Source organism: Streptomyces sp. NPDC058086 (assembly GCF_042885015.1).
In the GTDB taxonomy this organism is placed as follows: domain Bacteria; phylum Actinomycetota; class Actinomycetes; order Streptomycetales; family Streptomycetaceae; genus Streptomyces.
Window position 1 is genome coordinate 162957 of the sequence record NZ_JBHVST010000005.1, and the last position, 26171, is coordinate 189127.

A 26171-nucleotide genomic window follows, 5' to 3' on the forward strand; every position below is an offset into this window, starting at 1 on the left:
ACCGAGACACAGGAGGCAGGGGGAACATGCACAGACATGTGAGGGTGTTGACGCGTACCGGGATCGCGGTGGCGACGGCGGGAGCCCTCGCCCTGACCACGGCCCCCGGCGCCACCGCCGCAGACCTCTCGTACTCCGCCAGCACCTCGGTCGGCGTCCACAACTCCTACGACAAGGCCAAGTACACGTACTTCGCCGACGCGCTGGACTCCGGCGCCGGAATGCTCGAACTCGACGTGTGGACCAATGTGTTCGGCGCCTCCTGGCGCGTCTCGCACAGCAATCCGATCGGCAACGACAACAACTGCGAGAACGCGGCGAACGCCTCCGAACTGCGCACCAAGTCCCGCAACCGCGACCTCGCCGGCTGCCTCTCCGACATCAAGTCCTGGCACGACGCACACCCGGGCCACCGGCCGATCCAGCTGAAGATCGAGATGAAGGACGGCTTCCAGGCCAACCACGGCCGCGGCCCCGCCCAGCTGGACGCCCTGCTCACAGCGAAGCTCGGCGACGCCCTGCTGCGCCCCGCCGACGTCGTCGGCTCCCACGGCGACCTCGACTCGGCCGTACGCGCCGACGGCTGGCCCGCCCGCTCGGCCCTCGCGGGCAAGTTCATGGTCGAGCTGATCCCCGGCACCGTCGAGGAGAGCAACCCCCTCGACTCGCTCTGGACCGACCGCGAGTACGCCACGTACCTCCGCGACCTCGCCGCGGCCGGGCGCCTGCGCGAGGCGGCCGCCTTCCCCGCCGTGCACAACGCGGCCACGGGCGACCCGCGCACCCGCTACACGGACCCGACCATCCGCCCCTGGTTCGTGATCTTCGACGGCGACGCCGCCACCTACGCGAACGGCACCATCGACACCGCCTGGTACGACGACCGCCACTACCTCGTCGTCATGACCGACGGCCAGAACGTGCCCCCGGCCATCGACGCCACCAACCCCACCCAGGCCCAGGCCCTCGACCGCGTCGCCCTCCTCGCCCGACAGCACGCCAGCGTGGTCTCGGCGGACTGGTACCCCCTGCCCGCGGTCCTGTCGACGGTCGTACCGCGCGGGACGGCGGGCTGAGCACCGGCCGTCACCTCTCCACGGCGCGTCAGAGGTACGCGGGCAGCCAGGCAAGCTTGGCCGCCTCCTGGTAGGGGCCGCCGCCCTCGTGGTCGTTGAAGTCGTAGACCTCGATCTTCTTGTCCTCGTGGTCCCAGGCGTTGAAGGCCCCGAAGATCGTGGAGGGCGGGCAGGTCTGGTCCTCCAGCGCGACCGAGAAGAGGGCCGGCGCCCGCCCGCGCGCCGCGAAGTGCACCCCGTCGAAGTAGGACAGCGTGCGCAGGACGTCCTCGGTACGGCCGCGGTGGGTCTTGAGGTAGTTGCCGATCTCCCGGTACGGGTGCCGGTCCGTCAGCGTCGTCGCACGCGGGAAGTCGCACAGGAACGGTACGTCGGGCGCGATCGCGGCCAGGTCGGGGACCAGACCGCCCACCGCGATGGTGATCCCGCCGCCCTGACTGCCACCGACGGCCGCCACGCGCTCCGCGTCGACCAGCGGATGCGAGCGGGCCGCCTCCACCGCGCGCACACCGTCCGTGAACACCCGGCGGTAGTAGTAGTTCTCGGGGGCGTCGATGCCACGGGTCATGTAGCCGGGGTACGCGGGCGCGCTGCCCACCGGGTCCGGGGTCTCGCCGCCGCCCCAGGCGCTGCCCTGGCCACGGGTGTCCATCACGAAGTGCGCGAAGCCCGCCGAGGCCCACAGCAGATGCGTGTGCGAGAGGCCGCGACCGCCGCCGTATCCGACGAACTCGACGACCGTGGGCAGGGGGGAGTTCGCCCAGGCGGGCAGCGTGAGCCAGCCCTTGACCGGGTGCCCGCCGAACCCGGCGAACGTCACGTCGTACACCTTGACCGTCTTGAGCGGCGTCTCGACGGGTTCGAAGCGGGCGTCGAGGTCGTGCTCGCGCGCCTCTTGCAGGGTCTTGGCCCAGAAGGTGTCGAAGTCCTCGGGCTCGGCGGACGCGCTGCGGTATTCGCGAAGTTCGTCGAGGGGGAGGTCGAACTGGGCCATGAAGGACCACCTTTTGACGTCACGGGTGCGGATGATCACACCGTACGTGTGACGCCGGAGGGCCGCCAGACCTCCCTTCGGTCAGGCACCGGGGCCGTGGGCCCGGGCCACGGACCAACCGCAGTCACGGCGCCCGGCCCGGTCGTCCTCACTCTTGCGCGACCAGCGGTTGGCGTTCACGGCGGCCTCCTTCGCGCCGGCTCCGACGCGGCGTCGGGCGGGCGAGCGCCACGTTAGGAAGCGCTGTCCCGCCGTGCCACGTCACGCGTGCACAGTCGCGCCGTCGGACGCGCCGCCGGGGCGGACGGGGGCCGTTGCGGTGCACAAGAGGGCGGGCGCACCCCCTCACCGGTGCACAGTCCGCCGCCGGTGAGAGGCGGGCTCAGGCGGATGGCAGGAAGGGGCGGCCGGTGCCGGCGTGCAGCGCGAACGCCAACGGGCGTACGCCGCTGAGCGCCTGCTCGTGCTCGTTCCCGTCGAGCGCCTCCGTCTCGTCCGGGCCCGCCGGCAGGTCGCGCTGGATCAGCGGCGCGGCGGCCCGCAGGTGACTGCGGACCGTCACCGGCGCCAGGTCCAGCGCGGCGGCCGTCCGCCCGGTGTGGGTGTCGTTCTCCAGCCAGACCCGGAGCGTGCGCAGCAGATCACGGCGGTCGGCCCGCAGCGGCTCGAGGAACGAGTCGGCCCAGGCGCGGACCTCCGGAGCGGACACCATCGCGGTGAAGTCCGCCGCCGGGTCCGCCGAGTGCGCGTCATGACCGTACTTCACGACGACCTGGAGCGCCGTCGAGACCACCACCCGGTTCAGGACCTGGCCGCGGTCGAGGCCGAGCAGACCGAAGCCCTTGCTGATGCGGTGCGTCACCGTGTTGCGGTGGATGCCGAGCAGCCGGCCGACGGCCGTGTGCGGGAACTCGAGCCCCAACTCCAGTGTCCGTACGAGCTGTTCGCGCTGCCCGGCCGGCAGGGTGAGCACCGGGCGCAGCAGTGTGCCCGCCCACCGCCGGGCCGCGGCCGGCGGCAGGACGTCCATCAGGTCGGCACGCTGTTCGGCGAGCGCGACCCGGCCGGGCAACCGGCGCGCCGTCGCGAGGGTTCCGGCCGCCTGCGTGTAGGCGTCCGCCACACTGCTCAGCGCGTACACCCGGCTGCCGCCCATGCAGTGCCCGGGCAGTGCGGCGACGACCGCCTCCAGCGTGTGCCACACACCGCCCGGAGCGTCCTCGTCCGTCTGGAGCGGATCGACCACGATCAGGTGATTGAACACCGGGCACCGCGCCAGCAGCGCGCGTCCGGCGAGCGCGTCCTCCGCCCGCCGGAGGGCCACCTCACGGTCCTCCCGCGCGCAGTCGATCACATGGACACGCACCGACTCGGTCGCCAGCAGCCCCGGTGCGAGGCCGGCCAGCACGCGCTGGGCCGCCACTTCCTCACCCACCATCAGCAGTTGCAGGACGCTCAGCTGCACCTCACGCCGGGTCTCCGCCAGTTGGTCCCGCAACCGAGTCCGGTCGATGAGACCCAGCGCCTTCGCCGCGTGCCCCAGCAACTCGGTGCGCACGTCGTCGAGCGGACGGCGGGCGGTCACCGACAGCACCGCGCCGGAACCGGCGGCGCTCAGAGGGAGCGACTCCGTCCGCGTCCGGGGGGAGGCGATGCGAGGGGTCCGCCGAGTGCGGATGTCGGGCGCCGCGGCCAGTACACCGCGCAGGGGATCACTGATCACCACATCGGCGTCCACGGCGGCCGCCAGCCAGTCCGCGATCCGTTGCATCGCCTCCGTGTCCGCGTCCGTGTCCGCATCCGGGTCCCGGTTCGCGTCGGCGAGCCGGTCCGGAAGCCGGTTCAGCAGCGCGGTGAGCTGATCGGCGTGCCATTCGGCCTGCTGGTAGCGGTACTCGCGCAGCCGCGGGATCAGTTCGTGCCAGTCGCGCAGCTCCTTCGTCGTGGTCAGCAGCGGTACGCCGAGGCGGACGGCCGAGCTGCGGATCACCACCGGAACGGACTGCGCGCCGTGCTGCCCGACCACCACGGCGAGTCCGGCGGCCCGCTGCCGCGACAGCTCACGCAGCAACGGCTCGACCCCCTCGTGCACGGACGTGCGCCCGGAAGCCCAGAAGTCACCGATCACCACCAGCGCGTCCCTCAGGTCACCCAGCGAGCCGCCCGCGGTCGCGGCCAGTGACAGGGCGCGTACGGAATCGACCGCGCGGTCGGCCATCGGGCCCCCGTTGACGAACCGAAGACAGAAGTCGGGCTCCTCGCACAGGTTGATCAGCGTGGGCATGGCGTCCTTCCCGTGTCGATGGCGCACCGGCCGCTGTCGACACCGTAGGCGCGTCCACCGCCGGACCGCAGTACGGGGTGCGCGAAAAAGACGCAGGACGGCTGGTACCCCTCCGCCATCAAGACGGGTGGCACCCCCGCCATCACGCCGTGTGCCGTCGCCACTTGGGCCCCGTACACGCCCAGTCCCGCTCCCACTCGGCCAGCCGGCGACGCGCGGCGATCCGCCGTACGGCGAAATGCCAGGCGAGTACGACGGCCACGACCCCCGCGGCGGTCGACACGCCCGTCGTCAGCGCGTGTTGCCAGACCGCGCCGGCGCTCACCGGCGGACCGACGTTGCGGCCGCGCGCATCGAGCCAGACGGCGACGCGGTCGCCCCGCTGCCCGCCCGCGGGGACCAGGGCCTCGCCGGTCCGCGGCCCCATGCCCGGCTCGGTCCAGCGCACCTTCACCCGGAAGGTGGGCAGCCTGGCACCCTGCGGCGAGGGCACGGCCGCGGGCGCGGTCTCGACGAGTACGGCGCTGACCCGGTGCCGCTCGGCCCGCTGCGCCGCCGCCCGTGCCTGCGCGCTGTCGTACCGCCACCACCCCACAGCGGCTCCGGCCAGTGGCGCACCGACGAACAACAGCGCGGCGACGGCCAGTACCGTCCACGCCTCAACGACGTCCGAGCGGCGGCGCAGCGGATTGCGGCGCCAGCGCCAACCGGGTACCCGGGTACGCATCTTCACCTCCTCGCCTCCACGGCCTTGCCCGCGGAGGGCCGAACGGACCCCCGTACCCGGACGATTCGGCTCACCCGGCGTGACTGATCCGTGCCTTCTGTGGAACCCGCGAACCACTCCGCGCAGCGAACAGGAGCCACCATGACCTGTGCCCATCCAGCAGCACTCGACGCGCACTGGCGCGTAACCGACCCCCGCACGAACGGCAGTTGCCCGAGGTCGTACCCCCAAGGAAGGCAGGAGCCATGAGCACCGGCACGCGCACGATCACCGTGGGCATCGACGGCTCGCGGCCCAGCCTGGACGCGGCCGACTGGGCCGCCCGCGAGGCGCAGCGCCGCCGACTCCCCCTGCGGCTGCTGCACGCGGGGACCGAACCGGCCGTCTTCGGCCGCGTCCGCGACGTCGACGTTCCCGCCGGGCGCACCCGCGCCGCACTCGACCGGGCCGCCATCGAACTCTCCTACGCCCACCCGGCCTTGGACATCATCGCCCGCCGCACCGCGACACCGCCGGTCCCGGCGCTGCTGGCCGCGGCCGTCGAGGCGGAGACGCTGGTCCTCGGCTCGCGCGGCCGTACGGGGAGCGCGGGGTTCCCGGTCGGCTCGGTCGCCCTCGGCGTCGCGGCCCGCGCCGACCGCCCGGTCGTGCTGGTGCGCGCGGGCGAACTCCCCGAGGACGAACGGATGCCCGTCGCCGACGGCTCATCGCCGACTACGGCGCCCTACCTGCCGGTCGTCCTCGGACTCGATCCGGACGCCTCGGCCGACGATCTGATCGGCTACGCCTTCTACACGGCCGCCGTCCGCGCGGCGCCGCTGCACGTGGTGCACCCGTGGGCCGTGCCGACCAGCACGCTGCGGCCGTGGCGCCACAGGTTCCCCGGGACCACGGTCAGCGAGCACCGCGTGGGCGGCGATCCCGGCCCCCGTCTGCTGGAGGCGTCCGCGCGGGCCGGTCTGCTGGTCGTCGGGCGCCGCACGGGCCGGGGCCCGGGCCGCGCCGCGCGGTCGCTGATCCGGCACGCCGGCTGCCCGGTGGCGGTCGTTCCGCACGACTGACCGGGCTCGACGGGTGAGGATGTCTCAGCCGACCGGGTCCGACGGATGGGGACGTCTCAGCCGAAGCGTTCGATACGAATGCGGTCCACCGGCTGCCCGGCCTCCACAAGCAGCCGCGAGGCGTGCTCCGCGAACCCGTTGGAGCCGCACACATAGGCCTCCCACCCACCGGGCGGCCGCTCGGCCAGCAGCGGCGCCAGATGTGCCGCCGCGAGCCGTCCCACGGCCACCCCCTCGGGGGCGGTGCGCGTGAAGACGGGCGTGGTCTCGGCGCCGTACTCCCGCGCGTAGATGAGTTCTTCGGGGCCGCGCGCGGAGACGAGCAGCCGCAGCGGCACGTCCAGCGCGCGGGCGCGGTGGTGGCGGAGCATCGACATCAGCGGTACGACACCGGAGCCCGCTCCGACGAGCAGCGCGGGCCGGTCGCCGGGCCAGGCGAAGAACCCGCTGAGCGGGCCGCGCACCTCGACCGAGTCACCGGGTTTCGCCACCGTGTGGAACCAGCCGGAGACCTCGCCGCCCTCGACGTGGTCGAGGGTGAGTTCGATGTGTCCGGTGTCTTCGGGCGGCGACGCGAGGGAGTAGTGACGCTGCGCCACATAACCGTCCTGGGCGGTCAGCCGCAGCATCAGGTGCTGCCCGGGCAGATGCCCCGCCCACTCCGGCACCGCGAAGCGGAACGTGGCGGCGCCCGGCGTCTCCCGGCGGATCTCGGTGAGCGTGGCGGTCTGCCAGGTGGCGGCGGCCCGGTTGCTCACCGCGATCCGCCCGGGCACGGCGAACCGGGTGGGGGGTACGAACGTGTCCGTCATCGTCTCAGTCACCGGAGTAGCGCTGCTCTTCCCAGGGGTTGCCGCGTGCGTGGTAGCCGTTCTGCTCCCAGAAGCCCGGCTCGTCGTGGTCCAGGAGCCTGAGGCCCGCGATCCACTTGGCGCTCTTCCAGAAGTACAGGTGTGGCACGATCAGCCGCGCCGGGCCGCCGTGTTCGGCGGGCAGCGGCCTCCCGTCGTACTCCCAGACGATCCAGGCACGACCGCCGGTGATGTCGGCGAGCGGGAGGTTCGTGGTGTACCCGGTGTGCGAGTAGGCGACCACGTGGGTGGCGGACGCGTCCGGGCGCACGGTGTCCAGGAACGCGTCCAGGGAGACACCCCCGAAGCGCACCCCGAACTTCGACCAGCTCGTCACACAGTGGATGTCGCCCTCGTACGCCGAGGCGGGCAGCGCGTGCGCCTGCTCCCAGGTCCAGGTACGTGGCTCGGCCACCAGGCCGTCGACCCGGAAGGTCCAGTCGGCGGCTGCCAGGTCGGGGGTGACCTCGGCGGACAGGACGGGCCAGTCGTCGCCCGCGTCGTACTGGCCGGGCGGCAGTCCGGCGTTGTCGACGCGGGGACGCCCGGTGAAGGCTCGGGTGACGTTCATGGCGGTGGTGCCTCCAGGCCGTCGGGTGCGGCGGCCCGCGGCCGAGCGTGATCGGTGCGTACGCAGTCAACCGTACGTGGCGGTTCAACCGTACGTGACCGCGGGCCGTGCTCCGGGCCCGGGCGCGGTCCCGATCATTGCGGCCGTATGAACTCTCCCGGGACCCGGGAATAGCCGCGCCGTGATCTTCCTTGCCGATAGTGCCGCCCGTGGTGGTGACGGCGGAGGAGAGTGAGGAAGCAGATGCCCAAGGCGTACGTCTTCACCCGGTACGGCGGACCGGAGACCGAGGCCCTGGTGGAGCAGGACCGGCCGAGCCCGGGCCCCGGCCAGGTACTCGTGGCGGTCCGCGCGGCGGGCGTGAACCCCGTCGACTGGAAGCAGCGGACCGGATACGCCCGCCCCGGCGCCGGGGCACGCGAGCTCCCCGCCGTCCTCGGCAACGAGGTCGCGGGCGTCGTCGAGGAGCTCGGTCCCGACGTGAGCGGGTTCACCGTGGGGGACGAGGTCTTCGGCAACCCGGTGGCCGGCGGATACGCCGAGTACGCCCTGCTGCCGACCGCGGTCACCGCCCACAAGCCCGCCGCCCTCTCCTTCACGGACGCGGCGGCCCTGCCCATCGCCGCGGCGACCGCGTACGACGGGATCCACCAGCTCGGCCTGCCCTCAGGCGCCACCGTGCTGATCACGGGTGCGGGCGGTGGCGTCGGTGTCGCGGCCACGCAGATCGCGCGCGCCCTCGGGCTCACCGTGGTCGGCGTCGCGAGCGAGGGCAAGAAGGACCTCGTCGAGGAGCTCGGGGCCGTACACGTCCCGTCGGGGTCGGATCTGGCCGAGCGGGTGCGGGCCGTCGCGCCGGACGGCGTGGACGCCGTCTTCGACCTGGTCGGGGGCGAGGTGCTGGAAGCCGCGGCGACCTTGCTGGACGACCGTACGAAGCTGATCACCGGTGCCGACCGGGAGACGGCCGCCCGGCTCGGGGGCGGACCCGTCGAACGCGCCCGCACCGCCGCCGTCCTCGACGAGGTGGCGCGCCTGGTGGTCGACGGTCGGCTGAGGCCCTTCGTGACGCGGACCTTCCCCCTCGACCGGGCCGCCGAGGCGCTGCGCACGGTCGAGGACGGCCACACCCGCGGCAAGATCGTGATCGAGGTCGCCCGATGAGCGACCGTCGCATCACGAGCCCCCGTCCGCCGGCCGGCGCCGCGCACCCGCTGGACAACCCCGCCCTCGCCTCGCTGACCGGCCCGCACGCCCACTTCGCCGAGCGCCGGGGCAGCGTCCTGCGCTATCCCGTGGACGTGTCGCCTTGGCTGGCCCTGCCCGACCACCCGACCGACGACGACTGGGCGGACCTTGCCGCCCTCGTCGGCCCCGGCGGCGAGGCCCCGCTGGCCGGCTTCAACGGGCCGACCCCGGAAGGCTGGGAGGTGACCTTCAGCCTGGACGGCGTCCAGCTCGTCGACGACGGACTCGCCGCGGCGCCGGACGCCGAAGCGGTGCGGCTCGGCCTCGCCGACGTACCCGAGATGCTGGATCTGGTGGAGCGCACCAGGCCCGGCCCCTTTCTGCCGCGCACCGTCGAGCTCGGCACCTATCTCGGCATCCGGCGCGGCGGCGCGCTGATCGCCATGGCGGGGGAGCGGCTGCACCCGCCGGGCTGGACCGAGATCAGCGCGGTCTGCACCGACCCGGACTTCCGCGGCGAGGGGCTCGCCTCCCGCCTGATCCTGGCCGTGGCGCACGGCATCCGTGAACGCGGCGAGACCCCCTTCCTGCACACCGCCGCGAGCAACACCAACGCCATCCGGCTCTACGAGTCCCTGGGCTTCAAGCTGCGCCGCAGCACCAGGTTCATGGCGGCACGGGTTCCGGAGCACCTGACGGACGGCCAGGCCGTGGGGGTCCGCTGACGGCTCCCGAAGGCCTGTGGTGGTGAAGCCTCAGCTCCCGGAGGCCTTCGCGGCGGGCGGCGCCCCGGCCGCCGTGTTGTACCGCACCAGATAGGCGGCGAACCGCTCCAGGTCCACCGCCGGCCAGTCCGCGAGCCGCTCACGGAACGCGATCCGGCGGCTGTCGGTGACCTGGGCGAGGATGCGGGTGCCCGCCTCCGTCAGCTGGAGCACCTGCACCCGGTGGTCCTCGGGGTCGACTCGGCGTTCGATGAGCCCGGCCCGCTCCAGGGCCGCTACTTGCCGGCTCACCGTGGACTTGTCCAAGGCGTAGTGCGCGGCGAGGTCGGTGGCACGACAGCCGCCGCTCTCCTCCAGATGACCCAGCAGGGTGTACGAGACCAGCGACAGCTCCGGATGCATCCGCCCCGCCGAGGCCCGGGCGCGGCGGGCGAAGGCCGTCATCTCGCGCTGGATGGTCTCGACAGACGCGTCGGCTGCATTCACGGGAGCTCCTTGCCTCTCTAGTTGCATAGTACAACTTGGTGGTCTGTGGCAGGCGGAGGCTCGGCGGTCCGTGGCCGGCGGAAAGTTGGTGGTCCGTGGCCGGCGGAGGCGAGGGAGGGCCTCCGTCACCGTCCGGCCCTTCCTGTAAGGTGACCGTCCTGGCTGCGGACCACCCCAGCCCGGGAGTTGCCGAGGAGGTGAGACCCATTACCGCTGTGTCAGGTCGGGTGCTCTCACCTCAGGACCCTGCGGATCGCCGCCTGTAGGTGACCGCGAGAGCGCCCTTCGGCTCACCGAAAGGCTTCTCGGCTGTCATGCCCCCTCTTTCCGATTCCGTTGTCGCCGCGCTCCGCTCCGCGGGCTGTGTCTTCGCCGAGGACGAGGCGGAGTTGATCCTCTCCACCGCCCGCACCCCGGACGAGGTCACCGCCATGGTGGACCGGCGTGTCTCGGGACTTCCCCTCGAACACGTCCTCGGCTGGGCCGGGTTCCACGGCCTGCGCATCCTCGTCGAGCCGGGCGTCTTCGTACCCCGCCGGCGCACCGAGTTCCTCGTCGACCAGGCCGTGGCTCTCGCGCGCGGTGCCTCCCTTGTTGTGGACCTGTGCTGCGGCTCCGGCGCGGTGGGCGCCGCACTGGCCGCCACCCTCGGCGGGCCCGAACTGCACGCCGCGGACATCGACCCGGCCGCCGTGCGCTGCGCGCGCCGCAACGTCGCACCCTTCGGCGGGCACGTCCACCAGGGCGACCTGTTCGAGGCGCTGCCGGACACCCTGCGCGGCCGTGTCGACGTCCTCACCGCCAACGTGCCGTACGTTCCGACGCACGAGGTCGGCCTGCTGCCCCCGGAAGCCCGCGACCATGAACCGCTCGTCGCCCTCGACGGCGGCGCGGACGGCCTCGACATCCTGCGCCGCGTCACCGCCGAGGCGGCCCGCTGGCTGGCCCCGGGCGGCTGCCTCCTGGTCGAGACCAGCGAGCGCCAGGCACCCGCGGCCGTCGAGGCCTTCGCCCGCGGCGGCCTGACCGCCACTCTGGCCGTCTGCGACGAGCTGTACGCGAACGTGGTGATCGGCATCAGGTCCCGGGCGGCCTGACCCGCGAGGCGGGCTCGGCGAGCGCCCGGGCCCGCCCGTCGCCATGGAACGGGGACGGCCGTCGCCACGGAGCAGGGTCGCCCGTCGCCCCAGAGCGCGGTCGGCCCTCGTCGAGTGACCTCCGTCATTGTGCAACTAGTTGCATAAGGCGTTGTCCGTCGTCTACAACAGACACACGACACCGCGCACGGAGGGCCCGATGAGCCGTTACCCGCACCTGATGAACCCGCTCGACCTGGGCTTCACCACGCTGCCCAACCGCGTACTCATGGGCTCCATGCACGTGGGCCTGGAGGAGGCCGAGCGCGGTTTCGAGCGCATGGCGGAGTTCTACGCGACCCGGGCCCGCGGCGGCGTCGGTCTCATCGTCACCGGCGGCATCGCGCCCAACGACGCGGGACGGCCGTACGAGGGCGGCGCGAAGCTGACCACCGAGGCGGAGGCCGAGCAGCACACCGAGATCACCGCCGCGGTGCACCGCGAGGGCGGGAAGATCGCGATGCAGATCCTGCACTTCGGGCGCTACGCCTACCACCAGGACCTGGTCGCCCCGAGCGCCCTGCAGGCCCCGATCAGCCCCTTCCCGCCGCACGCGCTCACTGATGCCGAGGTCGAGCGGACCATCGACGACTACGCCCGCGCCGCCGGGCTCGCACAGCGGGCCGGGTACGACGGCGTCGAGATCATGGGCTCCGAGGGCTATCTGATCAACGAGTTCATCGCCGCCCAGACCAACAAGCGCGAGGACCGCTGGGGCGGCTCGTACGAGAACCGCATGCGCTTCCCCGTCGAGATCGTGCGGCGCGTGCGCGAGGCCGTCGGCGAGAACTTCATCATCATCTACCGGCTCTCCATGCTGGACCTGGTACCGGGCGGCTCCACCCTGGACGAGGTGATCACGCTCGCCCGGGCCGTCGAGGCGGCCGGAGCGACGATCATCAACACCGGCATCGGCTGGCACGAGGCCCGTATCCCCACCATCGCGACCTCCGTGCCGCGCGGCGCCTACACCTGGGTGACCAAGAAGGTCATGGGCGCGGTCTCCATCCCCCTGGTCACCACCAACCGCATCAACACCCCCGAACTCGCCGAGCAGTTGCTCGCCGACGGCCACGCGGACATGGTGTCGCTGGCCCGACCGATGCTCGCCGACCCCGACTTCGTGGCCAAGGCGGCGGCCGGGCAGCCGGAGGCCATCAACACCTGCATCGGCTGCAACCAGGCCTGCCTCGACCACACCTTCAGCGGGAAGATCACCTCCTGCCTGGTCAATCCGCGCGCCTGCCACGAGACGGAACTCGTCCTCGCACCGACCCGGCTGCGCAAGCGCGTCGCCGTGGTCGGCGCCGGGCCCGCCGGCCTGGCCTGCGCGGTCTCCGCGGCCGAACGCGGCCACGACGTCACCCTCTACGACGCCGCGAGCGAGATCGGCGGCCAGCTCAACGTGGCCCGCAAGGTCCCCGGCAAGCAGGAGTTCGACGAGACGATCCGCTACTTCCGCACCCAGCTCGAACTGCACGGCGTGGACGTCCGGTTGAACACCCGCGTCGCCGCCGAGGACGTCTCCGCCTACGACGAGGTCGTGGTCGCCACCGGCGTCAGCCCGCGCACCCCCGAGATCCCCGGCGTCGACCACCCCAGCGTCGTCGGCTACCTCGACGTCCTGCGCGACGGCGCCCCCGTCGGCGACCGGGTCGCGATCCTCGGCGCCGGCGGCATCGGCTTCGACGTCGCCGAGTACCTGACCGACGGCGGCGACAAGGCGAGCGAGGACCCGGCGACGTACTTCCGCCACTGGGGCGTCGACATGGACTACCAGGCACCCGGCGGCCTCGCCGCACCCGAGCGCCCCGCCCCGCCGCGCACGGTCCACCTCCTCCAGCGCAAGGCCTCCAAGGTCGGCGCCGGACTCGGCAAGACCACCGGCTGGATCCACCGCACCGAGCTCAAGCACCGGGGCGTCACCATGGTTCCGGGCGTGCAGTACGACCGGATCGACGACGCCGGACTGCACGTCACCGTCGAGGGCCACAGCCAGGTCCTGGAGGTCGACACCGTCGTGCTGTGCACCGGCCAGGAGCCGCGCCGCGACCTGTACGAGGAACTGTCCGCGGCGGGGCGCAGCGTGCACCTCATCGGCGGTGCCGACGTGGCCGCCGAACTGGACGCCAAGCGCGCCATCAAGCAGGGCACGGAGCTGGCGGCGGCGCTGTGACCGGGCGAGCCGCGGCCGGGGCGGTCGCGCCCGGGGCCTCGGTCCGGCGTCCCTAGGATGACCCCATGTCACTCCCGCACGCGATCCTCACCGCCCTGCTCGAGAAGCCGTCGTCGGGCCTCGAACTGACCCGGAGGTTCGACAAGTCGATCGGTTACTTCTGGTCGGCGACGCATCAGCAGATCTATCGCGAGCTGGGAAGACTGGAGTCCGAGGGCTACATCCGCGCCCTGCCGTCCGAACAGCCGGCCCGGGGGCAGAAGAAGAGCTACGAGGTGCTGCCGGCGGGCCGCGACGAACTGGCCCGCTGGACCTCGGCATCCCAGGACCCGAAGCCCATGCGGGACACGATGCTGCTGCGGCTGCGCGCCTCCGCCGTCGTCGGCACCGCGGGCATCGGGACGGACCTGCGCCGCCATCTCGACCTGCACCAAAGGCAGTTGGCCGAGTACGAGCAGATCCAGAAGCGCGACTTCCCGCCCGGCAAGGACGCCCCCCAGGACCGGCTGCGGCATCTGGTACTGCGGGCCGGAATCGACCTGGAGACCTTCTGGACCCAATGGCTGACCCATGCGCTGGACGAGTTCGAGCACCTCGAAGAGCAGTCACCCGCACCCGAAGCCGTGCTGGAAACCGCCCCCGAAGCCGTGCCTGATGCCGTGCCTGAAGACGTACGCGAATAGGGGCCGTCCTCTCGACCGGAGTCGGCCGTCCAACGGACCGGAGTCGGACGGACGGCCGCCGGTGCGACGAACCCCCGGATCGGAGCTCAGAGCCGGTGGGGCTTGGCCCGGCGGCGCAGGAACCAGGCCGTCGCCACGACGCCCGACGTCACCAGCACACCGCCGCCCACCAGCGTGGCGGTCCTGTAGTCCTTGGTGGCCCCGCCGAGACCGCCCAACACGCCGCGCGACGGCGAGGAGGGCAAGGAGGTCGAGGAGATTCTGGGGGGCGTGGAGACTTTGGGGACCGCGCTGGTCGAGACGATGATCGACTGCGTGCCGGCCGTCGTCCCGTCCTGGCAGACCACGATGACGGTATAGGTGCCGGCGCTGACGTTGGACCAGACCGCCGACTGAGTGGTGCTCGTTCCGGACAACGGCATCTGGCGGCCTTGGGAGAAGTTCAGCTGCCCACTGGCGAGCAGCGAGGCGCCGCCGAAACTGCTGCCTTTGCTCGGGCAGGAATTGGTGGTGACCGAGACGCTGGACCCGCTGGTGCTCACCGAGATCCCCGAACCGAAGGCGGCGGCCGACGGAGCGGTCAGGGTGAGCGGAAGCGCAGCGACGGCGGCCACGGTCAGGCCGGAGCGGAGAAATATCTGAGAAGTACGCATAGGACTGCCCTCCAGCGGCACGGTTGGCGGTACATCCCATGCGCCGCCGAGGATTGGAAAGGCCCGTGCTGCCTCAGGGAGAGCCAATGCGCCCTGGGCTCGGGGCGCACGTGGACGGGGACCGGGCAGGTGACGAATTCGTTCGTCCGGCGGATGAATCCCGCGTTTTGCGGGTGATTCTCTCTGTGGTGATGACAGATGACAGATGACAGATGACGGGTGACGGATATCGATATCTGTCATCTGCTACCTGTCATCTGCTATCCGTCATCACCACGCGCGGCCCGCCTGCAGCAGCCGCTCCCGGACGACCGCCACATGCGGGTTGTCCGACGCACCCGGCCGCTGGGTGAGGTACCCGGTGTTGATGGGCGGTTCCTCGGGGGACAGCAGGGGCACCAGGGCACCGGAGGCCAGTGCGTCGAGGCACAGATAGCGGGGGAGCACGGTGATCCCGGCGCCCGCGACCACCGCGGCCAGCACGCCCCGCAGGTCGGGCACCGTGATCGAGGCGTGGCCGGTCAGCCGTACGCCGAACACGTGCCGCCAGTAGCGCCGGGCGATGGGCAGATCCTCGGCGTACGTCACCAGGGGTGCCCCGTGCAGCGCGGCGGGCCCCTCGGCCGCCACCCGGGCCGGGTCGATGCGCTCGGCCCACGACGGGGCGGCGACCAGCACGAACTCCTCGTCCATCAGCGGCACGGCCGTCAGGGTGCGGCCGCGCGGCCGGGTCGTGGCGATGACCAGGTCGAAGCGGCCGCCGCGCAGCCCGGCCAGCAGTTCGTCGGTGAGGCCGGGAGTGACGCGCAGACGTACGCCCTGTGCGGTCAGCGGCGCCAGCGCGGGCAGGACGCGCGTGCACAGCAGCTCGGCCGGGCCTGCCAGGTGCACCGGGTCCGGTGGCTGGTCGGCGCCGGCCCCGCGGCGGTCCGCGACCGCCGCGAGCGTGTCCAGGGGCGCCGCGACTTGCGCGGCGAGTTCGTCCGCCACCGACGTGGGCACCACTCCTCGTGGCTGCCGTTCGAACAGCTCCCGTCCCAGTTGCTCTTCCAGCGACCGCATCTGCGTCGTCACCGTCGGCTGGGACAGACCGAGCAGCCGCGCGGCGGCCGTGAACGACCCCGCGCGGTGCACGGCGAGGAAGGTGCGCAGCAGGGAGATGTCCAGGGGAGCCGTCGAGGTATCGGGTTCGCTATGGGGCACAGGGGTGAGCCTACGGTTCGCCTATTTCGGAGTGCCCGCATTCCCGTCCGTCGCGGAGCCCGTCGTCACCGTCCGCTCCACGGAGAACCCGCCCCAGGTGCCGTCCGGCAGTTTCGCCCTGATCCGCACCCGGTACGCGACCCCGGCCTCCCGTCCCACGTAGAAGCTGTAGGTGGCCCTGCCGCTGGGCGGTGTGCCGCCCCAGACGAGCGAGGTCGCCTGTCGGCCGTCCAGGTCGATCCGGTACTCGGTGATCACCCCGTCCGTCCGCGGTGGCAGCCAGGACAGGTCGAGGTAGTACGCCCCGTCCGTGCGGTGGGAGGTCGCGCGGAACCCGGTCGGCGCGGTGCCGCGGCCGTCGTCCGCGCCCGGCGCGGTGGTGAGCCGGACGACGGCGCTCGCGGGGGAGAGGTTGTCCGCCGCGTCGCGGGCTCGCACGGTGAAGGCGTACGCGGTGCCGGGTCTCAGCCCGGTGACGACGGTCGCCGTCTGTCCGCCGCCCACGCTGTGGATCTTCGAGCCGCCCTGGTAGACGTCGTACGAGACCACGCCCCGGGAGTCCGTCGACGCCGACCACTCCAACTGGGCCGCCCGGCTCCCGACCGCCCTGCCGTGCGGGTGTCCGGGGCGGGTCGGGGGTGTGCGGTCGGCGGCCACCTCGACCGGTGTGGTGGCGCGCACCGGCTCGCTGGGCGGTCCGGGGTTCCCGTCGGCGTTCAGCGCCCGGACCGTGAAGACGTACTTCGTGGACGGGACCAGTCTGGTGACGTCCACCATGTGTTCGTCGCCGGGCACCCGCTCGACCCGTGTGGTGCCGCGGTACACCTCGTAGCCGGTGACCTTCACGTCCCCCGAGACGCGGTTCCACATGACGTGCACGCTGGTCGCGCTGCCCGCCGTCGCGGTGACCCCCATCGGGGCCGGGGGCAGCCGCTCGCCCCCGGCGTCGGCCCCCGCACCTCCTCCGCACGCGGTGAGGACGAGGAGTGAGCCGCAGATCAACCCAGGGGAAACGCGTCGCACGGGCCTGCCTTCCCTCGACGGGATTGGTCTGTACCTATAAGACACGGACGATGCGGCCACATCAAGGGGGCGGTGGCCGTTCGTCGGACCGTCCTCGGGCTACGTATGCTGATGCCTGACGCGGTGTGAACTCACCCTCTCGACAGGGGAGTTCGTACCCACGGCGCGGATCGCTGTCGTCGCTGATGCCGCGCCGGCGAGGGCGGTCGAGAGGCCCGGGGCGACCACGGCTCGGGCCCTCGGCCGCAATGCCCCCGTCGAGTCCGCCGGGCCCCCGTCGAGTCCGCCGGGCTCCCGCCGAGTCCGTCGTGCCCCCGCCGGGCCCGCTGTGCGCCGTCCGGCCCCTTCCCAGTGGACGCATCGTCAGAAACACGCCAAATTTTGCTAAATGACCGTCAATGTCGCCCAGGAGAGGGTCTCCTATCGTGCGTGTTCAGTCGCTGACACTGGCCGCGGCCGGCGTGGCCCTGCTCGCTCCCGCCCCGTTTCCCGCCGCCCGTCCGAGCCCGCCCGTGGCGGTGCGGGAGGGGAAGGTGCGTGCCGCCGATCTGCTCGCCAAGGTCCGTAACTGCGTGCCCGTCTCGAAGGGGCGCTATCGCTCCGACGCCGGCGCCCGCGCCGAGATTCCTGTCTGCGGCGCGCGGGGCGCGGTGTTCTGGAAGGCCGACATGGACATCGACTGCGACGGCCGCCCCGGTCTTCTGTGCAACGAGCGGACCGACCCGCTCTTCTCCGGGGCCACCGCGTATCAGCAGTCCGACGGGCGGTACCTCAGCGCCGAGACCCTCCCGTACGTCGTCGTGCCCACACCCAGTGGCATCTGGGACTACCGCGCCCACGGCATCCGCGGAGGCTCGGTGGTCGCGGTGATCTACCGGGATCGGGTCCAGTACGCCATCGTCGGCGACACCGGACCGCACGAAATCATCGGCGAGGCCTCGTACGCCACCGCCAAGGCGCTCGGCATCCGCCCCGGCCCGCACGGCGGCGGGACGAGTTCCGGAGTCACCTACATCGCCTTCAAGAACTCCCGGGTGTCGCCCATCGAGGATCACGCGGCAGCCGTGACGGCGGGTGAGCGACTGGCCCGGGAGTTCGTGCGCGGCGGCTGAGCGTCCGCGGTGTCGGTTCATTCAGGCGCTCGAGGGTGTCAGACCGCCGCCCAGCCGTTGTCGACGGGCAGGATCGCGCCGTTGATGTTGCTCGCCGCGTCCGAGGCGAGGAACAGGATGGCGGCGGCCTGCTCCTCGGCCTCGGCCGCCGTGCCCACATTGCCCATGTACGAGGCGAGGACCTGCGGGCCGAGGGCGTCGCGGTCGGCGTCCACGGTGATGGCGGTCCTCGTGCCGCCGGGGGCGATGGCGTTGGCCCGGATGCCCTTGTCGCGGTACGTCACGGCGAGGGACTTGGTGAGACCCGCGATGCCGTGCTTCGAGGCGGTGTACGCGGCGCCCGCGGCGCTGCCTCGCAGGCTCGCCTCGGAGGCGGTGTTCACGATGGCGCCCTTGCCCGCCTCCAGCATGTGCGGCAGCACCGCCCGGGTGAGGAGGAAGGGAGCGGTGAGGTTGACCCGGATGACCCGCTCCCACTCCGCGTCGCCGACCTCACCGACCGCCGACATGCGGTCCATGATCCCGGCGTTGTTGACCAGCACGTCCACCCCGCCGAACTGCTCCACGGCGGTCGCGGTCACCCGGTCGACCACGGCCTGCTCGCTCAGGTCGCCCGTCACGGCCACGGCGGTGCCGCCGGCCGCCGCTATCTCCTTGACGACCTTCTCGGCGCCCTCGGCGTTGAGGTCGGCCACGAGGACCCGGGCGCCCTCCGCGGCGAAGGCCAGGGCGGTGGCCCGTCCGATTCCGGAGCCCGCTCCGGTGACGATGACGCTGCGGCCGGCCAGTCCAGTGGTGCTCATGACGTGCTCCCAGAAGTGCGTGTGTAGGGCGACGAGGTCGTCGCACACACAGTACGACTTAATGTCTCTCAATGACATAAAGTCTGGGGCCGTTTTCGAGATCGTTAGAATCACGGCAGCCCCGGGCGGCAGCCGCCCGTAGTCGAGTCGAGGAGTCGTCAGTGCCGGACGGCGCGATCACCGAACCACCCGGCCGGGGCGGCGGCCGTACGGGCCGGCCGCCGCTGACCGAGCAGCGCAAGGCCGAGATCCGGCTGGAGATCGCCCGCGCCGCGGTGGAACTGTTCGTCGCCCAAGGGGTGGCCGCGACCACCGGCGAGCAGATCGGGCAGGCCGTCGGGGTCTCCGCGCGGACCGTGTGGCGTTACTTTCCGAGCAAGGAAAGCTGCGTGAGCCCGCTGTTCGCCGCCGGGATCGACGCGATAGCCGCCTCGCTGCGGGAATGGCGCTCCGGTCGGCCGCTCGAGGACGCCCTGGAACGGGCGGCCACGACCGGCGACCCCACGATGCCCCGACCGCACCTTCCCAAGATCCGGGCACTGATGAGACTGACCCGGACCGAGCCGGGCCTGCGTGCCGTCTGGCTTCAGGCGCACGACGATGCCGAGCCTGCCTTCGCCCGTGCCCTTGCCGACAGGGCCGGCCTGCCCGCCGTCGACCTTCGCTCGGAGATCCAGGCCGCCATGCTCAACAGCGCCCTGCGCACGGCGGTCGAGCACTACGCGTGGCGCACGGACGAGGAGCAGCCCGACCCCGCGGTGGCGGAGGCCGAACTGGTGTCGACCGTGCGCTCGGCCCTCGCCATCGTCGCGGAAGGACTCGCCTGAGAGCTGGGCCGGGCGCCGCTCGACCGCGGTCGGCGCCCGGCCGACGAGGCCTTCGTGCGCCTGCACTCAGATCTTCTTGTCCCCGCACTGAAAGACCTTCCGGCCCCTGCACTGAGACCTTCCGGCCCCCGCACTGAGACCTTCCGGCCCCTGCCCCCGCACCTTCCGGCCCCCGCACTCACACCTTCTGGCGCCTGCTTTCTCACGCCTTCCGGTAGGTGTACGCCTCCGTGGCCGCCGCTTCGACCGCCGCGAGGTCGGCTCCCGTCGAGGCCGTGACGACCGCGGCCACCGCGCCCTCGACGAAGGGCGCGTCCACCAGGCGGCTGTTGTCGGGGAGCTCGTCCCCCTCCGCCAGCAGGGCCTTCACGGTGAGGACCGCACTGCCCAGGTCGGTGAGCACCGCGACCCCGGCGCCGCGGTCCACCGAGGCGGCCGCCGCGGAGATGAGCTCGGCGCTGGTGCCGAGACCGCCGTCCACCGTGCCGCCGGCCGCGGCGACGGGAGCGGTCGTGTCGCCGCCCGCGAGTCGCGTCGCCAGCTCGGCGACCGAGACGGCGACGGCGGCGCTGTGGGAGACCAGCACGATGCCGACGAGGTTGTCCGTGCTGCCCGGGGATTCATTCATCGGAGGCCTCCAGGAGCGCGCCGATCAGCAGGGACGAGGACGTGGCACCCGGATCCTGGTGCCCGATGCTGCGCTCGCCCAGATAGCTGGCCCGGCCCTTGCGGGCCTGGAGCGGTGTCGTCGCGACGGCGCCCTCCTCAGCGGCCGTCTTCGCCGCGGCGAAGGACTCGGCGAGCGCGTCCACCGCGGGCACCAGCGCGTCGATCATGGTCTTGTCGCCGGGCGCGGCTCCGCCCAGCGCCATCACCGCGTCCACGCCCTCGCGCAACGCGTCCGTGAACTGTTCCTCGGTGACCTCCGCGGCGTCCCCCAGAGCCTTGCCCGTACGGCGGAGCAAGGTGCCGTACAAGGGCCCCGACGCGCCGCCGACCGTGGAGATCAGCCGGCGTCCGGCGAGGGTGAGAACGGCACCGGGGGTGTCCGGCGCCTCCTTCTCCAGCGAGACCACCACGGCGGTGAACCCGCGCTGCAGATTGCTGCCGTGGTCGGCGTCGCCGATCGGCGAGTCCAGAGCGGTGAGCCGCTCCGCCTCGCGGTCCACGGACGCGGCGACCGCCGTCATCCAACGGCGGAAGAACTCGGCGTCGAGCACAGAATCTCCTTGCGTGGTACGAACGTTGACCGGGCGGAACGCCGACATGATGCCGATGCCGCCGGGGTTCACACACCCCAGCGCAACGCGGGCGTCTTCACCGGCGCGTCCCACAGCCGCAGCAGCTCCTCGTCCACCTGGCACAGCGTCACCGAGGAGCCCGCCATGTCCAGCGAGGTGACGTAGTTCCCGACCAGCGTGCGTGCCACGGGTACCCCGCGTTCGGTGAGCACCCGCTGCACCTCCGCGTGGAACCCGTACAGCTCCAGGAGCGGCGTCGCACCCATGCCGTTGACCAGCAGCAGGACGGGATTGCGCGGGTTCAGGTCCTCCAGGATCGCGTGCACCGAGAAGTCGGCGATCTCGTGCGAGGTCATCATCGCGCGCCGCTCCCGGCCCGGCTCGCCGTGGATGCCGACGCCGAGCTCCAGCTCCCCGGGCGGGAGGTCGAAGGTGGGGCTGCCCTTGGCCGGCGTGGTGCAGGCGCTCAGTGCGACACCGAAGCTGCGGGAGTTCTCGTTGACCTGCCGGGCCAGTGCCTGCACTCGCTCCAGCGGGGCGCCCTCCTCGGCCGCGGCGCCCGCGATCTTCTCCACGAACAGGGTCGCGCCGGTGCCGCGCCGCCCGGCGGTGTACAGACTGTCGGTGACGGCGACGTCGTCGTTGACGAGGACCTTCGCCACCTGGATGCCCTCGTCCTCGGCGAGCTCGGCCGCCATGTCGAAGTTGAGCACGTCCCCGGTGTAGTTCTTCACGATGAACAGCACGCCCGCGCCGCTGTTCACGGCCGCCGCCGCGCGCAGCATCTGGTCAGGCACCGGTGACGTGAAGACCTCGCCCGGGCAGGCCGCCGACAGCATCCCGGGGCCCACGAAACCGCCGTGCAGCGGTTCGTGCCCCGACCCGCCGCCGGAGACGAGTCCCACCCTGCCGGGCACCGGCGCGTCCCGCCGTACGATCACCCGGTTGTCCACATCCACCGTCAGCTCGGGATGCGCGGCCGCCATACCCCGCAGCGCGTCCGCGACCACTGTCTCCGCCACGTTGATGAGCATCTTCACGGGTACCTCCTGGTGAGACTAACGGATGAGCCTCTGACCCCTGTTTTTGCAGGTCAGACCACGTTGAGCTCGCAAATGATCTTGGCGGTTCATGCCGGTCGGAAGCGGGTTTTGGCGGTGCTGATGCTGACCTGTTGCTGACTTTGGTGACAGGGTGTCGAGGGTGTCCGACGTGGCTGGCATGGATGCGGATCGACCCGAGAAGCCTGCTCCGGGAAGGGGCGGCGCCGGGGATGCGGTGGTCATCTGCGCGGATGCGAACGGAAGCGTCTGCGGCTGTCCGGCTGCCGGGCGAAGCCCGCCCTCGGGGTGGACTGTGGAGACACTGTCCGACGGAGTGTTCATCGGAGGCGCGGAGGGCTCCGGCGCGAGTGTAGTAAGCACTTCGTGTCTCGATCCCAGGCTCGGCGTGTTCCCCATTCCATGCGGGCCTGGTGGTGGAGAAGTCTGCTGCGGCCCGCTGAACCGAGCATCCCCGAAATTCTGGCTGGCTGCCAGATGTCGTGAGAGGGGTCGGAGCGCAGGGTGGCCGCAGCCCTCGGGGGTGCATTCGGTGGAGGGGATCGTCGCGCGGTGGAACTTCATCGGGCGCTCCCGGCAGGGCATCGAACAGGGCCGGAAGGACTGGATGGAGGGGACTCGCTTCGGCGAGGTACATGGCTACGGGGGCGCCCCACTGCCCGCTCCGGAAGTCCCGCCGCTGTCGCGGGGTCGGGTGCGTTGACCTGCGGTCATGCTTTTGCAGCGGGCAGGCGTCTGTGACCAGGTCTGATCAGACACGGCCCATCAGGTCGTTATTGATGCCGATACCCGGCGGGTCGTTGTGGTTGGCCGGCCCCTGCCGGGCAACCGGCACGCTTCATCCGGAGAGCCCTATGACCGGCACCGGCTGTGGTTGGCCGACGGCACCGGTCGCCGCTGAACAAGGGTGTCGATCTCGGGACGGATCCCTTCAGTCGGGGATCCTCGACGGGACACGCGCGTGGGTCCCCTTCGTGGGAACCGGCAGGTTCGGCACCGAACCCATGCTCGTGTCCCCTTTTCAACCGCAGAACGGACGCCGCCGTTCGACGTCAGCGAGTGCGGACGGAGCCTACGGAGCCTTTGGGGGCTGGGGGGCTGCTTCCTCCGCACCCGCTCAGGCTCGGGATTCTCAGAGCTTTCCGCCGATCTCGCATGCCCGGCACGGCGGCCGGCCACAGGTGCACTGCATGATGGCGTCGAGGACCTCACGATCGTGGTAGAGGCACTCGTCCTTGCAGGTGTGGCGCGGGATGAATCCCGCCGGGATCTCACCAGGCCACGGCTCGTGACCGTCCCGGCAGCGAGCGAACCGCTCAGGGTCGGTGGAGTGCAGGTCGTGCATGCCCGACCGCGCCTCGTCCTCCAGTTCCCGCACTCGCTCCACCAGGCTCTTCAGCTCGGCGGCGATGCTGGAGTACCGGTCGGCGCCGGTCCTTACGTGTGCGGCCCGCAGTGCCATCGCTGCGTTGCCCAAAAACCGGCCGGCATCCTGAAGATCGGTCACGTGATGCAACTGAATGCCGTTCACGCCCCGGACCCATACGGCGTCCATGCTGCTCACTGATCCACCTTCCCGGCGTTCGCCTTGATTATCTTGCGAAACAGTATGCGCGGCGCCGGTGCGTCCGCATAGAAAAATCTGTCTGTTTAGCAAACTAAGGGTTTCGGCCGCACCCCGCCAGCAAATTCGGGGTGAGTCGGCTCACAGGAGACATGGGCTCGCAACAGGCACGACATAGCCGAAGGTCCATTGCCCACTCATGTGGTGGATCTTCGGCTGTATGTCCCAATGGATCTTCTGCTGATTTCTTGTTCGCCGCCTGTTATCGAGCCGGAATTGTCAGGACGCCTGTCAGCAAGGCGCCGACCAGAGGCGTCGCCATGCTTGGCGGCAACAGCGCCGTTCCGGCTCGATGTGTGTTATCCGGCGACCGTGTAGGAGCGCGCTCCCGTTCCGGCGAGTCCGCCGCCGTCGACGATCAGGTACTCCGGGCGGATGGGGCGTCCGTCGAACCAGCATTCCAGGATCTCCCGGGTTCCGGCGGCGTAGCGGGCCTGCGCCGAGAGGGTCGAACCGGACACGTGCGGGGTCATCGCCTCGTGGGGCATGGTGCGCCAGGGATGGTCGGGCGGTGGCGGCTGCGGATACCAGACGTCACCGGCGTATCCGGCCAGCCGGCCGCTGCTGAGGGCCCGGACCACGGCGTCCCGGTCGACGATGAGCGCGCGTGCGGTGTTGACGATGTACGAACCGCGCTTCATGACGCCGATCAGGTCGTCGTCGAAGAGGTGGTGCGTCTGCGGATGCAGCGGAGTGTGGATCGACAGCACGTCGACCGAGGAGGCCAGCGAGCGGGCGTCGGGATGCCAGGTCAGCTCCAGTTCCTCCTCGACCTGCTTGGGCAGCCGGTGCACGTCGCTGTAGTGCAGCGTGACGTCGAACGGCTTCAGGCGGCGCAGTACCGCCTGGCCGATACGGCCGGCGCCCAGGACGCCGACGTTCATGCCTTCGAGGTCGTAGGCGCGCGAGACGCTGTCGGCGATGTTCCAGCCCTTCTTGGCGGTCACCCAGTCGTGGGCCGGCAGGTAGTTGTGCACCAGGGTGAGGATCTGCATGACGGCGTGCTCGGACACGCTGATGCTGTTGCTGTAGGTCACCTCCGCCACCGTCATGCCGTGGTCGATGGCGCTGGGCAGGTCTACGTGGTCCGACCCGATCCCCGCCGTGATCGCGAGTTTGAGCCGGGGGGCGGAGGCGATCCGCTCGGGGGTCAGATAGGCGGGCCAGAAGGGCTGGGAGATCACCACGTCGGCGTCGGGCAGCTCGCGGTCCAGGGTGGAGTGGGGTGCTTCCTTGTCGCTGGTGACGACATAGGTGTCGCCCCGGTCCTCCAGGAACCGGCGCAGTCCCAGTTCTCCCGAGACGCAGCCGAGAAGCTGCCCCGGGGTGAAATCTATGGTGTGTGGAGTCGGCGTTGTCTGACCGCCCGGATATCCGGTGATGGCCGGAATCTCGTCGCGGGCGTAACCGGGAGGATATCCGCCCACGGGGTCGGGATAGAGCACCGCAAGGATCTTTGCCATGGCCGTCCTCCATCGGTGGGGCCTCCGCACCGGCTGAACCGGTCGGATACCGATGATCTTGAATTTTAGTTGAGCATGCGTCGACGCTGCAATCCCCGCAGATATCATGGGGGTGCGCCAGTGGATAAGGATGCGGATATCGATGGGGCCTGCGCCAGGAGTTGGGGCGACAGAGCGTACCGATCCGTATTCTGTGCGGAGGCTTCTGATGCGGGCGGACGAATCCGGGCCCGAGAGGGAATCCCGGGAGCCTACATACATCTCCGGTACCGAGCCCGAGCCGCGAGCCGAGCCCGAGCCAGGAGGCGATCCCGCGCCGTCACGCGAACCCGTTCCGCTCACGTCTGCGCAAGGGCGTCCTGGCGGCGGTCGCGCTCGGCGGCGTTCTGGGCGGGGCAGCCCGTTACGTACTTGGACTGACGTTTCCCACGCCTCAGGCGGCGTTTCCGTTGACGACGTTCGCCATCAACGTGTCCGGTGCGTTCCTGCTGGCGCTGCTGCTCATGTATGTGCTCGAGATCTGGCCGCCGACCCGGTACGTGCGACCGTTCGTCGGCGTCGGGTTTCTCGGCGCCTTCACCACTTTCTCGACGTGGATGGTCGACACCGATCGCCTTCTGGGTCTCGGCCACTACGCAGTCGCGGCGTTCAACGTCTTCGGCAGCCTGTTCGCCGGACTGGCCGCGACCGCTCTGGGCCTGGCGATCGGCAGGATGGCCCTGGCCCGGCGGGTGCGGCTCACCGCGCGGCACGGCCGCGCCCGCCGGTACGGCTGGTGGGTCCGGTGATCATCCTGCTCGCCGTCTGTGCCGCGGCCGCGGTCGGGGCAGTCGCACGCTACGTACTCGACCAGTACGTGCAGTACAGACGCCCGGGCCTGTTCCCGCGCGGCACGTGGCTGATCAATATCACCGGGTCGTACGTGCTGGGCATTGTGATGGGCCTCGCCGCACGGCACGGGCTGTCGGAGCAGGCTGTGCACATTGTCGGTGTCGGATTCTGTGGCGCCTATACAACGTTCTCCACATTCAGTTACGAGTTGGTCCACCTGCGCGAGAAGGGACAGGTCAGAAGGTCCCTGCTGTACGGCACTTCAAGCCTCGTGGTGGGTCTGTCGGCGGCAGCGGCGGGACTCGCCATCGGGTCGTTCTGAGAAAGGGAAGGCACAGCCGTCGGGGACTTGACACGTGGATTTACGAGACG

The 26171-nt window shown here is 71.3% G+C and carries 26 protein-coding genes and 1 pseudogene; 12 read left to right on the plus strand and 15 right to left on the minus strand.

The annotated features are described in order from the left end of the window. The first annotated feature begins 26 nt into the window (after positions 1 to 26). On the plus strand, positions 27 to 1076 hold the full coding sequence (locus ACFVWD_RS05955; protein WP_389594161.1) for a phosphatidylinositol-specific phospholipase C domain-containing protein: 1050 nt from the start codon (positions 27 to 29) through the stop codon (positions 1074 to 1076). A 28-nt stretch (positions 1077 to 1104) separates the two neighbouring features. On the opposite strand, the gene ACFVWD_RS05960 is transcribed toward ACFVWD_RS05955, so the two are convergent. The 3 genes from ACFVWD_RS05960 to ACFVWD_RS05970 form a co-directional block, all read right to left on the minus strand. Beyond that, on the minus strand, positions 1105 to 2070 hold the full coding sequence (locus tag ACFVWD_RS05960) for an acetylxylan esterase (protein WP_389594162.1): 966 nt from the start codon (positions 2068 to 2070) through the stop codon (positions 1105 to 1107). 382 nt (positions 2071 to 2452) lie between these two features. Next, entirely contained in the window at positions 2453 to 4354 is a 1902-nt protein-coding gene (locus ACFVWD_RS05965; protein WP_389594163.1) for a helix-turn-helix domain-containing protein, read from the minus strand. 142 nt (positions 4355 to 4496) lie between these two features. Next, positions 4497 to 5081, minus strand: coding sequence for a hypothetical protein (locus ACFVWD_RS05970; RefSeq protein WP_389594164.1), 585 nt, complete (start codon positions 5079 to 5081; stop codon positions 4497 to 4499). Between the two features lie 245 nt (positions 5082 to 5326). Between ACFVWD_RS05970 and ACFVWD_RS05975 the strand changes: the two genes are divergently transcribed. Further along, the gene (locus ACFVWD_RS05975; protein WP_389594165.1) at positions 5327 to 6142 is read left to right on the plus strand and encodes a universal stress protein; all 816 of its coding nucleotides are present in this window, start codon (positions 5327 to 5329) and stop codon (positions 6140 to 6142) included. A gap of 56 nt (positions 6143 to 6198) precedes the next feature. Here the strand turns inward: ACFVWD_RS05975 and ACFVWD_RS05980 are convergent, their stop codons facing one another. Together ACFVWD_RS05980 and ACFVWD_RS05985 are read right to left on the minus strand one after the other, a co-directional pair. Beyond that, positions 6199 to 6954, minus strand: a complete 756-nt coding sequence (locus ACFVWD_RS05980) for a ferredoxin reductase (RefSeq protein ID WP_389594235.1) — start codon at positions 6952 to 6954, stop codon at positions 6199 to 6201. 4 nt (positions 6955 to 6958) lie between these two features. Further along, on the minus strand, positions 6959 to 7564 hold the full coding sequence (locus tag ACFVWD_RS05985; RefSeq protein ID WP_389594166.1) for a sulfite oxidase-like oxidoreductase: 606 nt from the start codon (positions 7562 to 7564) through the stop codon (positions 6959 to 6961). Positions 7565 to 7807: 243 nt separating this feature from the next. Here ACFVWD_RS05985 and ACFVWD_RS05990 point away from each other — a divergent pair, with 243 nt between their 5' ends. Both ACFVWD_RS05990 and ACFVWD_RS05995 read left to right on the plus strand, forming a co-directional pair. Further along, a complete protein-coding gene (locus ACFVWD_RS05990; RefSeq protein ID WP_389594167.1) occupies positions 7808 to 8728 on the plus strand; it encodes an NADP-dependent oxidoreductase in 921 nt (306 codons plus the stop codon). Beyond that, positions 8725 to 9477 (plus strand): GNAT family N-acetyltransferase, encoded by a 753-nt coding sequence (locus ACFVWD_RS05995; RefSeq protein ID WP_389594168.1) that lies wholly within the window; start codon positions 8725 to 8727, stop codon positions 9475 to 9477. The genes ACFVWD_RS05990 and ACFVWD_RS05995 overlap by 4 nt, the downstream gene beginning before the upstream one ends. 30 nt (positions 9478 to 9507) lie before the next feature. Here ACFVWD_RS05995 and ACFVWD_RS06000 read toward each other — a convergent pair whose 3' ends face one another. After that, positions 9508 to 9921, minus strand: coding sequence for a MarR family winged helix-turn-helix transcriptional regulator (locus tag ACFVWD_RS06000; protein ID WP_389594236.1), 414 nt, complete (start codon positions 9919 to 9921; stop codon positions 9508 to 9510). A gap of 356 nt (positions 9922 to 10277) precedes the next feature. On the opposite strand from ACFVWD_RS06000, the gene ACFVWD_RS06005 reads away from it, so the two are divergent. From ACFVWD_RS06005 to ACFVWD_RS06015, 3 genes are all read left to right on the plus strand, one after another. Beyond that, entirely contained in the window at positions 10278 to 11060 is a 783-nt protein-coding gene (locus tag ACFVWD_RS06005; RefSeq protein ID WP_389594169.1) for a putative protein N(5)-glutamine methyltransferase, read from the plus strand. Positions 11061 to 11259: 199 nt separating this feature from the next. Next, positions 11260 to 13275 carry an FAD-dependent oxidoreductase gene (locus ACFVWD_RS06010; RefSeq protein ID WP_389594170.1) on the plus strand — a complete coding sequence of 672 codons (2016 nt, stop codon included), beginning with the start codon at positions 11260 to 11262 and terminating at the stop codon, positions 13273 to 13275. A 65-nt stretch (positions 13276 to 13340) separates the two neighbouring features. Next, positions 13341 to 13958 carry a PadR family transcriptional regulator gene (locus ACFVWD_RS06015; protein ID WP_389594171.1) on the plus strand — a complete coding sequence of 206 codons (618 nt, stop codon included), beginning with the start codon at positions 13341 to 13343 and terminating at the stop codon, positions 13956 to 13958. Positions 13959 to 14044: 86 nt separating this feature from the next. Here ACFVWD_RS06015 and ACFVWD_RS06020 read toward each other — a convergent pair whose 3' ends face one another. From ACFVWD_RS06020 to ACFVWD_RS06030, 3 genes are all read right to left on the minus strand, one after another. Next, positions 14045 to 14611 carry a hypothetical protein gene (locus tag ACFVWD_RS06020; RefSeq protein WP_389594172.1) on the minus strand — a complete coding sequence of 189 codons (567 nt, stop codon included), beginning with the start codon at positions 14609 to 14611 and terminating at the stop codon, positions 14045 to 14047. Between the two features lie 270 nt (positions 14612 to 14881). Then, positions 14882 to 15814 (minus strand): LysR family transcriptional regulator, encoded by a 933-nt coding sequence (locus ACFVWD_RS06025; RefSeq protein WP_389594173.1) that lies wholly within the window; start codon positions 15812 to 15814, stop codon positions 14882 to 14884. 21 nt (positions 15815 to 15835) lie between these two features. Continuing rightward, on the minus strand, positions 15836 to 16837 hold the full coding sequence (locus tag ACFVWD_RS06030) for a fibronectin type III domain-containing protein (protein ID WP_389594174.1): 1002 nt from the start codon (positions 16835 to 16837) through the stop codon (positions 15836 to 15838). Between the two features lie 425 nt (positions 16838 to 17262). Here ACFVWD_RS06030 and ACFVWD_RS06035 point away from each other — a divergent pair, with 425 nt between their 5' ends. After that, on the plus strand, positions 17263 to 17949 hold the full coding sequence (locus tag ACFVWD_RS06035; RefSeq protein ID WP_389594175.1) for a glycoside hydrolase family 75 protein: 687 nt from the start codon (positions 17263 to 17265) through the stop codon (positions 17947 to 17949). A gap of 38 nt (positions 17950 to 17987) precedes the next feature. On the opposite strand, the gene ACFVWD_RS06040 is transcribed toward ACFVWD_RS06035, so the two are convergent. Further along, positions 17988 to 18752 carry an SDR family NAD(P)-dependent oxidoreductase gene (locus tag ACFVWD_RS06040; protein ID WP_389594176.1) on the minus strand — a complete coding sequence of 255 codons (765 nt, stop codon included), beginning with the start codon at positions 18750 to 18752 and terminating at the stop codon, positions 17988 to 17990. A 161-nt stretch (positions 18753 to 18913) separates the two neighbouring features. On the opposite strand from ACFVWD_RS06040, the gene ACFVWD_RS06045 reads away from it, so the two are divergent. Next, complete coding sequence (locus ACFVWD_RS06045; RefSeq protein ID WP_389594177.1) at positions 18914 to 19579, plus strand: TetR/AcrR family transcriptional regulator; 666 nt, start codon at positions 18914 to 18916, stop codon at positions 19577 to 19579. A 202-nt stretch (positions 19580 to 19781) separates the two neighbouring features. On the opposite strand, the gene ACFVWD_RS06050 is transcribed toward ACFVWD_RS06045, so the two are convergent. The 3 genes from ACFVWD_RS06050 to dhaK all read right to left on the minus strand — a co-directional run bounded on the left by ACFVWD_RS06050 (position 19782) and on the right by dhaK (position 21860). Next, positions 19782 to 20207 (minus strand): PTS-dependent dihydroxyacetone kinase phosphotransferase subunit DhaM, encoded by a 426-nt coding sequence (locus tag ACFVWD_RS06050; RefSeq protein ID WP_101407418.1) that lies wholly within the window; start codon positions 20205 to 20207, stop codon positions 19782 to 19784. Then, positions 20200 to 20799: a dihydroxyacetone kinase subunit DhaL gene (gene dhaL, locus ACFVWD_RS06055; RefSeq protein ID WP_389594178.1), complete on the minus strand. Its 600-nt coding sequence runs from the start codon at positions 20797 to 20799 to the stop codon at positions 20200 to 20202. Before dhaL ends, ACFVWD_RS06050 begins: the two co-directional genes overlap by 8 nt. Before the next feature lie 68 nt (positions 20800 to 20867). After that, positions 20868 to 21860: a dihydroxyacetone kinase subunit DhaK gene (dhaK, locus tag ACFVWD_RS06060; RefSeq protein ID WP_389594179.1), complete on the minus strand. Its 993-nt coding sequence runs from the start codon at positions 21858 to 21860 to the stop codon at positions 20868 to 20870. A gap of 778 nt (positions 21861 to 22638) precedes the next feature. On the opposite strand from dhaK, the pseudogene ACFVWD_RS06065 reads away from it, so the two are divergent. Further along, positions 22639 to 22716: pseudogene (locus ACFVWD_RS06065) on the plus strand (IS5/IS1182 family transposase); the annotation flags it as partial. Between the two features lie 297 nt (positions 22717 to 23013). Here the strand turns inward: ACFVWD_RS06065 and ACFVWD_RS06070 are convergent. Both ACFVWD_RS06070 and ACFVWD_RS06075 read right to left on the minus strand, forming a co-directional pair. Further along, positions 23014 to 23436 carry a hypothetical protein gene (locus tag ACFVWD_RS06070; protein ID WP_389594237.1) on the minus strand — a complete coding sequence of 141 codons (423 nt, stop codon included), beginning with the start codon at positions 23434 to 23436 and terminating at the stop codon, positions 23014 to 23016. Positions 23437 to 23804: 368 nt separating this feature from the next. Further along, a complete protein-coding gene (locus ACFVWD_RS06075) occupies positions 23805 to 24968 on the minus strand; it encodes an NAD-dependent formate dehydrogenase (protein WP_389594180.1) in 1164 nt (387 codons plus the stop codon). A gap of 359 nt (positions 24969 to 25327) precedes the next feature. Between ACFVWD_RS06075 and ACFVWD_RS06080 the strand changes: the two genes are divergently transcribed. Together ACFVWD_RS06080 and crcB are read left to right on the plus strand one after the other, a co-directional pair. Next, positions 25328 to 25756, plus strand: coding sequence for a fluoride efflux transporter FluC (locus ACFVWD_RS06080; protein WP_389594238.1), 429 nt, complete (start codon positions 25328 to 25330; stop codon positions 25754 to 25756). Further along, positions 25753 to 26121, plus strand: a complete 369-nt coding sequence (gene crcB, locus ACFVWD_RS06085) for a fluoride efflux transporter CrcB (RefSeq protein ID WP_389594181.1) — start codon at positions 25753 to 25755, stop codon at positions 26119 to 26121. Before ACFVWD_RS06080 ends, crcB begins: the two co-directional genes overlap by 4 nt. Positions 26122 to 26171: the final 50 nt, after the last annotated feature.

Coding starts and splice junctions, on each gene's coding strand:
- ACFVWD_RS05980 (WP_389594235.1), bottom strand. CDS start 6,954: ATGACGGACACGTTCGTACCCCCCACCCGGTTCGCCGTGCCCGGGCGG.
- ACFVWD_RS05985 (WP_389594166.1), bottom strand. CDS start 7,564: ATGAACGTCACCCGAGCCTTCACCGGGCGTCCCCGCGTCGACAACGCC.
- ACFVWD_RS05990 (WP_389594167.1), top strand. CDS start 7,808: ATGCCCAAGGCGTACGTCTTCACCCGGTACGGCGGACCGGAGACCGAG.
- ACFVWD_RS06010 (WP_389594170.1), top strand. CDS start 11,260: ATGAGCCGTTACCCGCACCTGATGAACCCGCTCGACCTGGGCTTCACC.
- ACFVWD_RS06040 (WP_389594176.1), bottom strand. CDS start 18,752: ATGAGCACCACTGGACTGGCCGGCCGCAGCGTCATCGTCACCGGAGCG.
- ACFVWD_RS05975 (WP_389594165.1), top strand. CDS start 5,327: ATGAGCACCGGCACGCGCACGATCACCGTGGGCATCGACGGCTCGCGG.
- ACFVWD_RS05955 (WP_389594161.1), top strand. CDS start 27: ATGCACAGACATGTGAGGGTGTTGACGCGTACCGGGATCGCGGTGGCG.
- ACFVWD_RS06075 (WP_389594180.1), bottom strand. CDS start 24,968: ATGGCAAAGATCCTTGCGGTGCTCTATCCCGACCCCGTGGGCGGATAT.
- ACFVWD_RS06005 (WP_389594169.1), top strand. CDS start 10,278: ATGCCCCCTCTTTCCGATTCCGTTGTCGCCGCGCTCCGCTCCGCGGGC.
- ACFVWD_RS06015 (WP_389594171.1), top strand. CDS start 13,341: ATGTCACTCCCGCACGCGATCCTCACCGCCCTGCTCGAGAAGCCGTCG.
- ACFVWD_RS06000 (WP_389594236.1), bottom strand. CDS start 9,921: ATGACGGCCTTCGCCCGCCGCGCCCGGGCCTCGGCGGGGCGGATGCAT.
- ACFVWD_RS05965 (WP_389594163.1), bottom strand. CDS start 4,354: ATGCCCACGCTGATCAACCTGTGCGAGGAGCCCGACTTCTGTCTTCGG.
- ACFVWD_RS06020 (WP_389594172.1), bottom strand. CDS start 14,611: ATGCGTACTTCTCAGATATTTCTCCGCTCCGGCCTGACCGTGGCCGCC.
- ACFVWD_RS05995 (WP_389594168.1), top strand. CDS start 8,725: ATGAGCGACCGTCGCATCACGAGCCCCCGTCCGCCGGCCGGCGCCGCG.
- ACFVWD_RS06070 (WP_389594237.1), bottom strand. CDS start 23,436: ATGGACGCCGTATGGGTCCGGGGCGTGAACGGCATTCAGTTGCATCAC.
- ACFVWD_RS06050 (WP_101407418.1), bottom strand. CDS start 20,207: ATGAATGAATCCCCGGGCAGCACGGACAACCTCGTCGGCATCGTGCTG.
- ACFVWD_RS05960 (WP_389594162.1), bottom strand. CDS start 2,070: ATGGCCCAGTTCGACCTCCCCCTCGACGAACTTCGCGAATACCGCAGC.
- ACFVWD_RS05970 (WP_389594164.1), bottom strand. CDS start 5,081: ATGCGTACCCGGGTACCCGGTTGGCGCTGGCGCCGCAATCCGCTGCGC.